This is a genomic window from Marinicellulosiphila megalodicopiae (assembly GCF_045862395.1).
Lineage (GTDB): Bacteria > Pseudomonadota > Gammaproteobacteria > Pseudomonadales > Natronospirillaceae > Marinicellulosiphila > Marinicellulosiphila megalodicopiae.
On the sequence record NZ_AP023087.1, the window covers coordinates 775,649 to 790,013 of the forward strand.

Sequence of the window (14,365 nt, forward strand, 5' to 3'; positions counted from 1 at the left end):
CTGAATTAATCATTTTGTAATAATTTATACAAAACGATTATTCACCATAATATTTTTCAATCGCTTTAAAATCACAAATTGGATCAGGGCCAATGTATTTTGTTCTAATCCATGACACTAAAAAAACGACGTTTGCAAATATTGCTAAGCAACTTATCAGTAAAGACAATAACGAACTCAATAATAAAAAATGATGTAAATAAGGGGTTCTGATATAGGTTTGAAGGCAATAAAAACTGGCTGTAATTGCAAAAATAATTAACAGCCAATTAAAAATAAAAGTTAATTTTTTTAGTTTGAAATCAGATAGATACTCACCTTCAATTGGCATTGGGTCATTCAAAGAAAACTCAATAAACTTAAGCCAATTAGGCTGAGTAAAATGCACTAAAGCAATAATTGAAAAAACAATTAAGTACCCTATAAAAAAATAAACTGTCATCATTATATTTTACGTTCATCAATACGTTTTCTAAATTCTTCCATATTTTCTTTGCGCTCTGAATAACGATCAACAAAATATTCTTTATTATCACGAGTCAATAGCGTGAATTTCACCAATTCTTCGCACACATCCACAATACGATCATAATAAGATGAGGGTTTCATTGCATTATTGTCATCAAATTCTAACCAAGCTTTAGCCACCGATGACTGATTAGGAATAGTTAGCATACGCATCCAACGACCTAAAATACGTAATTGGTTGACTGCGTTAAATGACTGGGAGCCACCGCAAACTTGCATGACAGCCAGAGTTTTACCCTGAGTAGGGCGCACCGCTTGAATCGCTAATGGAATCCAATCAATTTGGCTTTTCATCACACCGGTCATGGCACCATGACGCTCAGGACTGCACCAAATCATACCCTCAGACCATGTCACCAAATCACGTAACTCTTGAACTTTTGGATGATCTGCATCGCAATCATCAGGTAATGGCAAGCCTGAAGGATTAAAGGTTTTACATTCTGCCCCATAGTATTCAAGAATTTTTGCGCATTCTTGAGTAACTAAACGGCTGAACGAGCGATCTCTTAAGCTTCCGTACATTAAAAGGATTTTGGGTTTGTGAGTAGAAAATATGGGTTGTATCTGTGTTGGATCAATGGGTTTAATCACTTCTTGATCGATATTGGGCATGTTGTTTTGGGGCATGTGCTGACCTAATAATTTGATGATTTATTCAACCTGATATTTTAACGCAAAGTTAAATTTTTATCATGTGTTGGATACGAGTATGTGATAAATGAGAACTTATTGAACGATGCTAGGTCAGGGCACAGACTGAATGAATTCAATAGGAAATATAATGAATCGAATATTCTACGTAGGTACTGTTTTAATAATAGCAGCTGTAATAAGCATGATTATCTTAAATAAAAATATTGCAGATATTCAAATTCAAAAACAAGACGTGGTAATGCAGCCGCCTAAGAGCATTGATCAAGGTATTAAGTCAAAGGAATCTTCAGGAGCATCAAAAGATGAGATCGAATATAAAACCCAGCAAGATATTCAAAGTGATCAAATTATAAAAACTCCGGTTAAAGTTGAAAGCTGTGTAATAGATAAAGGGCGAATAATTAAAGGTAATTGCAAAATATTTAATAATTTAGAAAAAATGAATTTAGATCGATTTACCAATTTACGTTTACATGACAGTTTTGAAGACATGTTAATGAAAAGTCAGTTTGATGAATATCATAATCAAGGATTTTTATTCTTAGAATTAGGTAAGTCAGATCAGGGATACGTATATCAAGTTGTTAGTTTTGATATGTCTACAAATGGCGAGTTTTATGTGTTTAATTCAAAATTAAATAAAATTTCAAATATTGTATTACAGTCTGAAATTGATATTAGTATTGAGTCAGTCAATGGAATGGATCTAATAAACTTAGATGTTACGGGTGGTATTAAAATAACTAAAATGAAAGAGCAGGATTCAGAATGTTTAAATGAATATTTGAATATTATTTATGAAGAAAATGGATACGACTCAGATTATGAAAAATGCTCATCAGATACAGAATTACTTGGTGATTTTGAATTAATCAAACCCATAAAATTTGAAAATGATGAGTTACTTTCTGATTTTCCGATTTTTGAATATTGCACCATTAATTACAATGGCGAGGTGGTAATAATTGATAAAGTTACCTCAATTGAATGCAATTGGTTAGAAAATATAGATACATCTCCATTAGCAAGATTTACAAATCTTAATTTTTTTACACTTAGAGATTCATCTGCAGATTTAAGTTTTCTAAAAGATTTTAAAAATATAAAACAATTAGATTTAAGAAACATTGAAGAATTAGATGTGAAGTTGATATCTAATTTTTATAACCTAACGGATTTAATTATTATAAATTCTAAAATTGTGAACGTAGATGGGTTAAATAATTCTATATTTCAATTGACGAATTTAAAAATACGAAATTCACAGTTGAATGAGCTTGATTTTTTAAAGAATCAGCATGCATTGCAAGTCGTGTCTTTAATTGATTTGAATTTAGAAAAATTACCTGAATTTGGATCCTACGAGTCTGTGAAATCATTGAATATTAAAAATAACTCAATATCTGATGTAGATTGGTTTTATAAATTTACCTCACTTGAGGAGTTAGATATGAGAAATAATAATGTTAAATATATGTCTCAAGTTAGCTTGGAAAATGGTGTAATTAGAAATTTTAATATCACATTCAATCCTTTAGACTGTGATGATTCTGGTTTGTATTATTCTCCAATTGTTAAAAGCAGTTGTAATATTAAATTAAAGAAAGAATTGAAAGTTAATTGAAGACGATCTTACTAAGACATCCACAGTGTTGTGAATCTGTGTAAAATGTTATATCTAAAATAGAAAATGGCGATTATTTATTCAATAATCGCCAAGTTGAAGTTATTGATTTGGCATTTAGAGTGGATTGGTATGGATGACTTAGTAAATCTTTAGTAATTCTTGACTTACATTATCATCTAAAAGGGATTAAACCTTCATAAAAATCATATCGTTTTTCAAAAAATGCATTTCTAACTTGGCGAAGACACATCACAAACAGTGCCTTCAGGTGCAACAAGCAGCATACGTTTTTGACCGTAAGGTGTCATTTCAGGCTGTTGAATAATTTCGTAACCTAATTTTTGAGATAGCTCGAAACAACTGTCCACGTTTTCAACAACAAATGTTAAGTATACTCCCAAAATTTTTCCTTTAACTTGATCTGGAACTACAGCATGATCTTGAGCAATGATGCCTAATTCAAGTTCTCTGCCTTCTGATATCAGATGCACAAACCAATCACTGTCGTAATCAACGTTAAAGCTGAACAAAGAAGTATAAAACTGTTTGGATGCTTCCAAATTTTGTGAGCAGACATTTGTTAATAAACGGTTTATTTTCATTATATTGCCTTTTTTAAGAGTTGCGTCTAACACATAGATACTGGAACATTGTAAATTAATTGAATGATAAATCAGCTTGAATAAGAATTAATCTAATGAACTCTTCACTATTGTTCAAATTTGTACAAGTAAGTTCAAAGTTGTTTTCCATAGCTATTCGAACAAAAGTAATGCCTCTTTCTTGAAAGGATACTACCTTATTCACTTTTTGATATTCAATAGTGGTGGAGTAATCTGAATTCAATATTTCATATTTAAATGTTTTATCGTTGAGTGTTATTTTACATTTTTCATGAAAGTCAGGGGATTTTCTTCTTAAATAATGTAAGGCTATTAAGAAAGAAATAAAATGAGGTTTATTAAGTAATAATAGTGAGTTTGTCGCAATTAATAAAAATAGAACCCACCCGGTTGAATCAAAATTTGGTTTGCAATATTCTTTTGATGAAAACGAACTCATAAATTATCACACTTCAAAAAATACATAATTTGAGACTAGAATGATTTAAAAAATCCTACTCTACATCCTGGGTTTTTACTTAATCTGCAGTTTTATTTTTTCTAAAGCACTGCGCATGTCTTCGTTTGAAAATTCAACCGTGACTTGAGTTAGATCGTAATCATTACCTTTCTCTGCCTTGGTCATTAGAAATACAGTATCATTACCTTCTAACATCACCTTGGCAGAGCCGCCAGATTTTAATACTTCTTCTAATGCTTTTTGAGTGTCAGGCTCAATTGGAATGACATTGCTATTTGATTTCTTCATTTTATTTCTCTTTTTCTATGTGGAAGATACTTGGATTATTGAATGCATAATACATCATGTAAGTGGAAAAAAACAAAACGAGGGTAGTGTTCGCCAAACTCAAATTGGTTTATGGTGGGCCCGACTCTGGTAACCTAGAATATCACGTCACTAAAATGGTTGGAGGTGGGCGCGATCCCAATATCCAAATTTTTAGTCCGTTTAGAAAATGATAAGTAGGGGTTAATCAAAACTTGACTTCGACATCAGTTCGAAGATCGTGAAGTATGAAGTCGATATTTGACCCTGATTTCTCTAATAATTATGATCCTTTTAATCCAATACCGCTCATTAATGCCACCATTAATGCTGACACACAGAATAAGTCCAAGAATTTATTTGTTCTTTCGTTAATTTTTATGAATATTTGTTATTTTTTGTTTTAATAACTATGTGTGTCTGGATAATCGTCCAGGTGGGGATGCGAATTTTATTGGTATCGGTGCGAAAGCAGAAGGTGGCACTGAAGTTGGAAAAAATAAAGTAAAACTATATGGTGGCTTGGGGTTGACTGCATTAATTGGACTATATGCAAAAGTTGGTATAGAGGCAGGTCTTGAGGAAGGTACAGTGGAGCAATTGAAAATTATTTCTGATAAAATAAATGAAAAAGCAATTACACCAGTAGTAAAACCAATTAATGATGCAGTTGATAAAATTAATAAATATGAGCAAGGTTTGAATGACTATTTTGAGAATAAGCACTTCAATAATTATTAAGAAGGTTAAATTATGAAAAAGTTAATAGTAGGTTTGTTAATGTTAATTTCCAATTTATCATTAGCAAACTGGGATATCAATGTTGATTTTCTAAATATTAATATTGAAGCAATTAGAATTGCCGAGGTTGAATCACCACAAAGTGGCATTGATTATTTTGAAAAAGAAGCTTCTGAATACGCAAATAAAGACGGAAGGTTTGAGTATGAATTATCGTCTTTGTATTATGAATATGACAATCTTTCAGAAGCTTATAAATATATAATTAAGGCCTACTTTTTAAATAAAAAAGCATCCTTAATATATTCTAAAATGGCTGATCTTCAAATGAAGAATTACGGTGAAAACGTAGATAAAGGAGACTTAGAGACGCTATATAATAAGGCCGTTTTATATTTACGTGAAAATAATATAAATGATAATATTGCGATAATGGATTTAGAGTTTGAACTTGAATACTATCAAAAAGCCTTAATAAGATACGATGCAATTGATCTTATTATTGACGGATACAATAAAAAAAGAGAAAAAAGAGGTGAACCTGCTTTTTCATATTTTGATTTCCCACATATCGCTTATAAAATTAAAGTTCTTAGAATACTAGGTAATGAAAAGCAGGCAGACGACTTAGCTATTAAATTGAAGAATAATACTAGTGTATTAAGGTCATTGACTGAGGAGTATACGAATGACAACGCAACAAGATAAAAGTAGATTTGATCAATGGAATTGGGGCGCGTTTTGCTTTAATTGGATTTGGGGGCTGAGCAATAACACGTATAGCGCTTTTAAGATATTTATTCCATTTTATGGAATATATTATATGTTTATGCTTGGAAAGCATGGAAATAAATGGGCTTGGGAAAATAAAAAATGGGAAAATGAGAACGCATTTTTTAAATCTCAACGTAAATGGAATATTGCGAGTTTGTTTATAATTCCAATCATTTTAATATTTATTACCCTGATCTTTTTTATTATTTTATTATTATTTAAGAAATCTGCCCCTTATTTATTGTCATTACAATTATTAGAAGCATCACCAGAGTTTAAGGACAATATTGGTAACAGTTTTAGCACGGGTATGGTTCTTGGCAGTATTCAATATAATAATTTAAAAGGTGATGCTGACCTATACTACACAGCTACAAGTGAAAAAGGATATGTGAATGTAAATGTTGTCGCGACTAAATCAAAGCAATGGAAAATTGTTTGCCTCAAGGCAGAATATAACGATTCAATTATTAAATATTATGGAAATTGTAAAAAGTAAAAATAACAAGAAACATGGGTGTCTGAAAACTTAAGAATCAGATAGGTAGGCATACTGCAAAATAGTAAAATGAAACTAACTCAGACACCCAAAGTAAAACTTAGGCTAATCCCAAAAAGATTAGCCTTTTTTTGTACAAAATTTCAAAATCAGGACTAATCAAGCCGCCATAAAAAAACCAACAAATCATTATGGTCACCTCACAATCCATGCTCATCAACCGCCAATATTCATGATGTACAAGAATAAATGGAACAAGTTCGAAATAATGTACATACTTGGTGAATATAGCAATTGTGTTGCAACAACAGATAGGCGGAACCATCATGGCTAAAGGCAGTATTTTTACAAACAATCGAACCCAAGCAGTGCGGTTACCTGCGCAAATGCGTTTTGATGATGACATAAAGCAGGTAAGTGTCCGAAGAGTGGGTAAAGATCGTATTCTTTGTCCGTTAGAAAATACCTGGGACAGTTTCTTTATGCAGGAAAGAAATGGGGTCAAAAAGAAATGGGGTCAAAACGTACGCCGTTACCGGCAATATATCTAGCAGGTTAAAGTCCTGTCCTAGGAATTACTCATTCACCTAGGTAGCACTGAAAAGCAGTGTTCAAGTAATTGGATGCTGTAAGTTTTTCAAAGGCAAAACCGCAGACCGCAACGCAAGTGAATCTGTTTAGCCTCGTTAACTAAATAAGGACGCTGACTCTCTGTTTTGAAGGGGAAAGCTGTCATCTTTCAATCAAAAATATGATTTCTGATCTGTCTTTTTTTTAGACAGTCACAAACATGTTTAATGAGCATGAACGAAAGAGTCCTTCGGGGTTATAAGAGTGGTATGTGGTGGAAGATACATTGTGCAGGACGGGAGATCCAATAAGGTGATTTTTGCAGAATCAACGGTCATTTATAAGCGAAGAGCGAAATGATGACGGGCTTTATTGGAAGTCAGAGGGGCTAATAGTACCGTTTGAGGGTGAGCGACAACATAACGACACCCAAGGGAAGTGGCTCTACTTTATTCATGTAACCAAAGAGGAAAAGGCTCAGATGATTGCATTATGCTATTAACATCTTCCAGTTTGAAAAAACGAGTCGGTGACCTTCAGAGGAAACTATTTCAAAAAGCCAAACAACAATCCACATTTTGCTTTTATTCAATCTATGACAAGGTTTATCGTTTGGATGTCCTGCAATATGCTTACGAACTTGTTAAGAAAAACAATGGCAAACCTGGTTTAGATCGGGTGACATTTGAAACAATAGAACGAGAAATATCAAAGTGGCGTTACTTAAATATTTTACAATCTAAGCTTAAATTTAATTCCTATCAATCCAGTCCAATTAAACGTGTCGACATACCGAAAGGTAATGGCGAAACTCGTCCGTTGGGTATCCCGAATATTGAAGATCGAATCATCCAAATGGCTGTTAAAATTGTCATTGAACCAATTTTTGAATCGGGCTTCAGTAATAACAGTTACGGATTTCGTCCTAATCGATCGGCTCATCAAGCCATGAACAGTATTACTCAATCGTTAAGATCGGGACATACACAAGTGATTGATGCTGACCTGTCGAAATACTTTGATACCATCGCGCACGTTAAGCTCATGAAGTTAGTATCGCTGAGAGTTTCTGATAAGAAAGTATTAGCGTTATTAAATCAATGGTTAAAGTCGGTGGTGATCAAAGTAGAAAAGAGCGGAAAACAAACGGTTATTGCAGGTGGTAAGAAAAGTAAATTAGGCACACCTCAAGGTGGTGTTATCTCGCCATTATTGGCCAATATCTATCTGGATGTATTGGATAGAATATGGGACAAACACAATTTAGCATTTAAATTAAAAGCGAAAATAGTCCGATACGCTGACGATTTAGTGATTCTTTGTAAAAATGAAACAGATGCATCATATAAAGTGTTAACACAAGTTTTGGGTAAATTAGATTTACAACTTAATGGAGACAAAACTGAAGTGGTAGATTCGCTAAAAGAGAAGTTTAATTTTCTAGGTTTTGAAATTTCAATGGCAAAAAGCAAACAATCAGGAAAAGTATTCCCGATGGTTGAGCCGTCACAGAAATCGATGAAAAAAGTAAGTGAGAAGATTAAATTTTACACTCGAAGAGCGATGAATCCAGTACCGATAAATGAAGTGGTTAGACAATTAAATGCAACAGTCAGAGGCTGGTGCAATTATTTTTATTATGGTTACGGTCATCGAAAAATAAAGAAGATCCGATACTATATGGAAGAAAGTCTGCGACACCAACTAAGGTACAGACACAAGGTGAGAAATAGAGGGGCGAGTTATCATAAATTTCCAAGGCAGTATTTGTACGGTTATTTAGGGTTGTATCAGCCACCAGTAAAACCGCGTTGGAAAGTTGTGCATGCTTGAGAAGAAGGATATCGGAAAGCCGTATGCGGGAGAACCGCACGTACGGTTTGATGAGGGGAGGCTGTCATGTTTTTTTAGATGTGGCTGTCTTCTACTCTATTTGACTTCAGACATCACTTCGAAGATCGTGAAGTATGAAGTCAAGATTTGACCCTGATTTTTTGCTGATTTTTTGGACCCTGATTTTTTGTAAATTAATGGATCAAAATATTAAAAATTTATTACATAGAAGTAGTGATAACTCATGAAGGTTATATTTCCCAAAATTCATATGGCGATACAGAGCAAAACACCCATACCCATGAACCTTTTTTATTATGGCTTATTCTTCAATTGATATTCATCAATTATATTTCTAGTATATTGGGTGGTTAATTCTATAAAATCAATTAAAAAATCAATGTTTTTTAATCGGAAATATAATATGTCACCTCGAAACCAAATATTGTGTTTTTTGAGTAAATCATAGCCAATCACTTTATTAAGTTGAGTTTTCTTGTTTTTGTTTAAAATTGAAGAGTTATGTACTACAGCATTTCTTATTGCTTTATAAGATAAGATATTTTTCCATTGATGTTTGTCGCAATTAGCAGAATCAAGGTTTATCACTAAGTGTATGTATTTTCTGAAAGTGTCTATCTCACCACTTCCCTTGATGTCATTTGGTTTTATCAAATTTTTTTCTGAGGATGAAAAGCAATTCGTTATTCTCTTCATGTGGTTTTCAAACATAGAAAAAGCCGATAAAAATAGTGAATTCATTAATAAATAATCGACATGGTATTGATAATGATTTAAATCATCAAAAGTTTCTTCACAAAAAGGTATGTAACCCTCGGATTCTAACTTTTGATTATCTTCACTCCATTTCTCAATTAATTCGTGAATTTCACTTATTCTGAACTCCCTGTTTCTTTCGCTATCTTGATAGATGGAAATTAAGGAATTTAACGAAGATTTATATATTGAGTGGCTTAAATTAATTTCTGCAATTACTTTTGGAGCAACGATAATCATAAAATCACCTTAAAAACAGCTATATATACTGCAAATAAAAAATAGGGTAACAGTAGTGTTATTTGAATATTATAATAAACAACTATACCGTCGAAATCGATAGAGGTCTATAAAAGGAAAGAGCTGTACTCTGACTAATTATATTTAAAAAATAAAGCCGATTGAAAATTCAATTGTTTTGAGGAGGGTGGGGGAGGTATTTTAGTAAATATCAATTATATAAAAAGCCCCAGCAACAACAAAGTCATCACCAAGGCTTTACGAGTCCTAAAAACTAAACAGCTAACAAAGCTTCATTAAGCTCTTTATTTAGTTCGGCCTTATTAACCCCACGTCTTTTCTCAATACTCACCAACAAAGCTGGCACAAATAACAGTATCAAAATAGTTGCATAGGCTAAACCAAATACTAAACCTGCTGCCATTGGGATTAAAAATTGTGCATCAAAAGCCGATTCAAATAATAGTGGGGTTAAACCACCACAGGTTGTCATCGATGTCAGTACTACAGGGCGAAAACGTCTTACGGCTGCTTCTTCAATCGCTTGGTAAATCGCAACCCCTTCTTCCCTTAAACGTTTGTAGTAGCTCACTAATACAATCGAGTCATTGATCACAATTCCGCTTAGGCCAAATAATCCGTAGATTGATAATGCTGATAATTCTAGACCCATGAAATAATGACCAAAGATTGCGCCAGTTAAACCAAGTGGTATCGCAGCCATTACCGCTACCGGCCATGCATAACTTTCAAATACCCAAGCCAGTACACCAAAGATTAAGAACATACCAATTAATGCGCCAAACTGTACGTCTACTAAAAACGATGCCTGTCCAGCTGCGTCGCCTTCTAGGTTTACGTTTACATTAAACTGTTGCAATAATTGTGGAATATAAGTGTCGGTGACGTATTTGTTCACTTCGTTTAAATTCACATTACGATCTGCACGTTTTGCGCTGACTACTACTGCTAACTCGCCGTCTACTCGGTTGAGTTGTTCAATGGCTCTTGAGTATTGGACATCTAAAAAGGCACCAATTGGGCGATAGCTTCCATCGTTTAATTGAATCGGAATATTTTTAATATCCTGCCAATGGGTAAACGAGTTGTTGTATCCAATTTGTACTTTTAAGTCGTCATTTAAATGCTGTAACTCTTGTACGGTTGTTGTGCCAGTTATGGTGTTGATTTGTTGTGATAACGATTGAACGGTTAGTCCCGCAGCCACACCTTCGCTGTTAATAGATAAAATGATTTGTTCTGCGCCTAACGGTAGGTTGTCGGTAATTTCTACCACGGTGCCTAAGGTTGCCATTTGGTTTTGTAGCCAGTTTGACGCTGCTTTTAATTCAGTTAAGTCGTCACCTGAAAGCCTAAACGATACGCTGTTTGTGCTTGGGCCTTGTTGACCTTCTTTAAATTTAACCGATAACAAACCTGGGTAAAATTCTAAATTTTCACGCCATTTAGTTAATATTTGATCGTTACTTAACGCGCGATCGGTGCTGCTGTCTAGCTCTACAAATATAGAACCTGAATGCGCGTCACCAGTGGCTACATTTTTAATTACCGATTGTACAAAACTTACGCCTGATTCTTTTTCAATATTTAAAATTATTTGTTCGTTTTTATCTAAGTAGTCTGATAATAAATACGCTGGACTGTCTTGTGAAAACTCAACTTCTAATTCAATTTGTGGTGACGCAATAGCAGGGAAGAATACAAATTTAACTCGACCGCTGGTTACCATAGTAATAGACAAAATAAATAATGAAACGATAATCACATATAAAGCACGGCGGTTATTAATCGCAAGTCTGACTAATTTTCTGTAAGGATTTTCACGTACGTAATCGATTTTGTCGTTAATCCACTTACGGTATTTATTTTCTTTTTTGTCTTTTTTTGCTTTTAAACTGTGAGCTAAATGACCCGGTAAAATAATGAAACATTCTATTAATGAAGCAACAATGGCAAAGATCACAACCAACGGTACACTTTTAGTAAACGTGCCTGCTTGGCCACCTACTAACAATAATGGTAAAAATGCAGCAATTGTGGTGATGCTACTTGCAATAATCGCTGGCAACATTCTATGTGCTGCGGTTACAGCGGCGTCTTCTGGTGTCGCGCCTTTTTCTATTTCGGCGTAGGTGTCCTCTGAGACCACAATGGCGTCATCAACAATGATACCCAGCGCAATCAAAAAACCAAACAGTGAAATCATGTTGATGCTGGTGCCGGAAAAATCCATCACAATCAACGCACCCAAGAAACTAATTGGAATACCCGCTGCTACCCACCAAGCTAAACGTGAATTTAAGAATATAAACAAAATGATTAACACTAACGCCATGCCGCCTAAGCCATTGTTAACAATGATTGAGATTCGGCTTTTTACGAATTTCCAGTTTTCGTTATACACTTTTAAATTAACGGATTGCGGTAATGTTTGGGTGTAGTCTTTTTCCCATTGAATTAAACGGTCGGCCACTTCTAATGTGTCTTCGTTTTTAGCGCGGCTTAAACTTAAAATAACCGCACGTTGGCCTTTATAGAAAATAGTTTGTTCGTCGTTATTAAATTCATAAGTTAAGTCGGCTAAATCTGTTAAATTAAATTTTAATTCATTTAATGAAATAGACGCGTCACTTAAGTTTTGAATCTCGCTACTTTGTTCTGAAAAACGTAATTGTGTTTGTATAGATGGGGCCGTACTGTTATTGCTTTCAATTTGGCCAGCAGGTGTGTTGCTGTTTTGTGCGCGTAATAAATTACCTAATTGTTGTGCACTTTGATTACGATCAAGAGACTGTTCAATGCTTAACTCTATATTTAATTGTTTTTCTGGTAAGCCCGATACATCTAACTTACTGATGCCTGCGTTACGTAAACTTTTTTCAGTTTTTTCTGAAAGTATTTGCAGTTCTTCTAAGGTCAAATCGCCATATAAAATAACATTGGCTACGGGATCAAAAAAAGTAAATTGTTCAACAGTAAATTCTTCAGCGCCTTCAGGTAGGCTAATGGAATCTACCGCATTTTGAATGTCGCTCATGGCTTGATCAACATCGTCTACGTATTCTTTAAGTGTCACATTTAAATTTGCGTAGCCTTCTCTTACGGTTGTGTTGACTGAGTCTACTTCAGTAATCGCAAGAATCGCTCGTTCTGCAGGTTCTGCTATGGACGATTGCATGTCCTCAACATTAGCGCCACTCCAAACGGAAACTGCATTGACTAATTTTAATTCAAAGTCGGGTAAAAACTGTGTATTGATTCTGTTTAATGACCATAAGCCACCTAGAATAATCACAAACATTACAATGTTGGATGCGATGCGATGTCTTGCAAAACTTTCTATTAATGATTTCATTTTTTTATTTCCTCAGCTCGATTAATTTTATTTAGATTCAACAACGTTGACTTCAAGGCCGTTAATTGCATCATTTAATCGAGTGGTTAATAAATTAAATTCAGACGTTGTTATTGAATCTGAATTAATAATTTTAATTAATAAATTGTTGTCTTGTTTACCCAACACTTCAATATTAATTCTGTTTAATTTGTCATTTAACACTGCATAAATTCTATTGTTTGAGTAAACAGTATGTACTGGCACTGAATAAATATTATCAATGCTTTTTAAAGGAAGTTGGACATTCATATAGCGATTTACCGCTAAGTCTGTTTGATTCATAGCGCTAAAGGTTAATTTAATTGCCCCTTGTTTTGCTACTTGGTCAAAGCTTGTTAACGTTAAGTTGATTTTTATATCATCAATTTTACCAATAGCGGTTGAGCCAATGTTTAAATCTGCAAAAGACAATGAGTTAACAGCTGCATAAGTTTCAACTAATAAAGCCGACTGGTTCACCAATGTTAATAGTGATTGGTTTAGACTGACTTCTTCAAATGTTTTGATATTTAATTGGTTAACCACGCCAGAAAAATCCGCTTTAATCGTCAAATCATTTACGCTGTTTTGTAGTTGATTAAACGTAGATTGAATTTGTTTTTTTGAAGCATTTAATTGGTTGATTGTCGAAGCATGTTTTTCAACAGTTAATTCACGATTGTTTAATTGAAGTTTTTGACTTTGTAAGGCGCGTTGCGCACTTTCTAAATCACTTTGTGAGGCTAACCCGTCTTTTACTAACGCTTGTTGGCGAGATAATGATTTTTCGTTGATGTCTAATAATGATTGTTCAATTTTTAATGCGTTTACATCACTTTTGTACTGAATGTTTTGTGCATCGATTTTAGCTTGAATGTCATCTAAATTTGCTCGCGCTGCATCCAGTTGAAATTGTAAGTCAGCATTTTCTATTGTGAGTAACACATCGCCTTTATTAACGCGCTGGGCATTTTTTACATTGACGGAACTTACCTTGCCAGATGCTTTTGCAATGACGTTTACTTGGTTATCGGCCTTTAGCGTACCATAGAGGCTTAAGCTGGGAGCATAGCTGCCCGGTTTAATGGTGGCGGTTGTGACATAAGCGGCTTGATTGGGTTTGTCAGCACTTACCTGTGCCACTGGTGGTTTTCCACCGGTTTTAGCAACTACTGTGATGATTGCTAATGCAATAAGGATTAGCCAAAGTGGTAAAAATCGTCGAAATATAGAGGGTTTTGGCGCGGTGGAGTGAGTAGTCATTTTTAAAGTCCCAGCGGTTCGGTTTTAAGGTAGGTTTTAAGGTTTTGATGTTATACGCAAGAATGCTAAG

14 protein-coding genes are annotated in these 14,365 nt (G+C 34.1%); 6 read left to right on the forward strand and 8 right to left on the reverse strand.

The annotated features are described in order from the left end of the window. Positions 1 to 37: 37 nt before the first annotated feature. Together TYM08_RS03210 and arsH are read right to left on the reverse strand one after the other, a co-directional pair. On the reverse strand, positions 38 to 445 hold the full coding sequence (locus TYM08_RS03210; RefSeq protein ID WP_422381531.1) for a hypothetical protein: 408 nt from the start codon (positions 443 to 445) through the stop codon (positions 38 to 40). After that, complete coding sequence (arsH, locus tag TYM08_RS03215) at positions 445 to 1,158, reverse strand: arsenical resistance protein ArsH (RefSeq protein ID WP_422381532.1); 714 nt, start codon at positions 1,156 to 1,158, stop codon at positions 445 to 447. The genes TYM08_RS03210 and arsH overlap by 1 nt, the downstream gene beginning before the upstream one ends. 154 nt (positions 1,159 to 1,312) lie before the next feature. Here arsH and TYM08_RS03220 point away from each other — a divergent pair, with 154 nt between their 5' ends. After that, positions 1,313 to 2,809 (forward strand): leucine-rich repeat domain-containing protein, encoded by a 1,497-nt coding sequence (locus TYM08_RS03220; RefSeq protein WP_422381533.1) that lies wholly within the window; start codon positions 1,313 to 1,315, stop codon positions 2,807 to 2,809. 233 nt (positions 2,810 to 3,042) lie between these two features. Here the strand turns inward: TYM08_RS03220 and TYM08_RS03225 are convergent, their stop codons facing one another. From TYM08_RS03225 to TYM08_RS03235, 3 genes are all read right to left on the reverse strand, one after another. Then, complete coding sequence (locus TYM08_RS03225; protein ID WP_422381534.1) at positions 3,043 to 3,414, reverse strand: VOC family protein; 372 nt, start codon at positions 3,412 to 3,414, stop codon at positions 3,043 to 3,045. A gap of 55 nt (positions 3,415 to 3,469) precedes the next feature. Then, positions 3,470 to 3,874 carry a hypothetical protein gene (locus TYM08_RS03230; RefSeq protein ID WP_422381535.1) on the reverse strand — a complete coding sequence of 135 codons (405 nt, stop codon included), beginning with the start codon at positions 3,872 to 3,874 and terminating at the stop codon, positions 3,470 to 3,472. A gap of 75 nt (positions 3,875 to 3,949) precedes the next feature. Then, positions 3,950 to 4,183 (reverse strand): hypothetical protein, encoded by a 234-nt coding sequence (locus TYM08_RS03235; RefSeq protein ID WP_422381536.1) that lies wholly within the window; start codon positions 4,181 to 4,183, stop codon positions 3,950 to 3,952. 432 nt (positions 4,184 to 4,615) lie between these two features. Here TYM08_RS03235 and TYM08_RS03240 point away from each other — a divergent pair, with 432 nt between their 5' ends. The 5 genes from TYM08_RS03240 (at position 4,616) to ltrA (ending at position 8,618) form a co-directional block, all read left to right on the forward strand. Then, the gene (locus TYM08_RS03240) at positions 4,616 to 4,942 is read left to right on the forward strand and encodes a hypothetical protein (RefSeq protein WP_422381537.1); all 327 of its coding nucleotides are present in this window, start codon (positions 4,616 to 4,618) and stop codon (positions 4,940 to 4,942) included. A 12-nt stretch (positions 4,943 to 4,954) separates the two neighbouring features. Then, positions 4,955 to 5,650: a hypothetical protein gene (locus TYM08_RS03245; protein WP_422381538.1), complete on the forward strand. Its 696-nt coding sequence runs from the start codon at positions 4,955 to 4,957 to the stop codon at positions 5,648 to 5,650. After that, positions 5,631 to 6,215 (forward strand): cytochrome c oxidase assembly factor Coa1 family protein, encoded by a 585-nt coding sequence (locus tag TYM08_RS03250; RefSeq protein ID WP_422381539.1) that lies wholly within the window; start codon positions 5,631 to 5,633, stop codon positions 6,213 to 6,215. Before TYM08_RS03245 ends, TYM08_RS03250 begins: the two co-directional genes overlap by 20 nt. Before the next feature lie 326 nt (positions 6,216 to 6,541). Further along, complete coding sequence (gene vapB / locus TYM08_RS03255) at positions 6,542 to 6,766, forward strand: type II toxin-antitoxin system VapB family antitoxin (RefSeq protein WP_422381540.1); 225 nt, start codon at positions 6,542 to 6,544, stop codon at positions 6,764 to 6,766. A gap of 511 nt (positions 6,767 to 7,277) precedes the next feature. Further along, positions 7,278 to 8,618: a group II intron reverse transcriptase/maturase gene (gene ltrA, locus TYM08_RS03260; protein ID WP_422379593.1), complete on the forward strand. Its 1,341-nt coding sequence runs from the start codon at positions 7,278 to 7,280 to the stop codon at positions 8,616 to 8,618. Positions 8,619 to 8,933: 315 nt separating this feature from the next. Here the strand turns inward: ltrA and TYM08_RS03265 are convergent, their stop codons facing one another. From TYM08_RS03265 to TYM08_RS03275, 3 genes are all read right to left on the reverse strand, one after another. Beyond that, the gene (locus TYM08_RS03265) at positions 8,934 to 9,635 is read right to left on the reverse strand and encodes a hypothetical protein (protein WP_422381541.1); all 702 of its coding nucleotides are present in this window, start codon (positions 9,633 to 9,635) and stop codon (positions 8,934 to 8,936) included. A 274-nt stretch (positions 9,636 to 9,909) separates the two neighbouring features. After that, the gene (locus TYM08_RS03270) at positions 9,910 to 13,011 is read right to left on the reverse strand and encodes an efflux RND transporter permease subunit (protein WP_422381542.1); all 3,102 of its coding nucleotides are present in this window, start codon (positions 13,009 to 13,011) and stop codon (positions 9,910 to 9,912) included. 27 nt (positions 13,012 to 13,038) lie between these two features. Next, positions 13,039 to 14,295 (reverse strand): efflux RND transporter periplasmic adaptor subunit, encoded by a 1,257-nt coding sequence (locus TYM08_RS03275; protein ID WP_422381543.1) that lies wholly within the window; start codon positions 14,293 to 14,295, stop codon positions 13,039 to 13,041. Between the last annotated feature and the right edge of the window lie 70 nt (positions 14,296 to 14,365).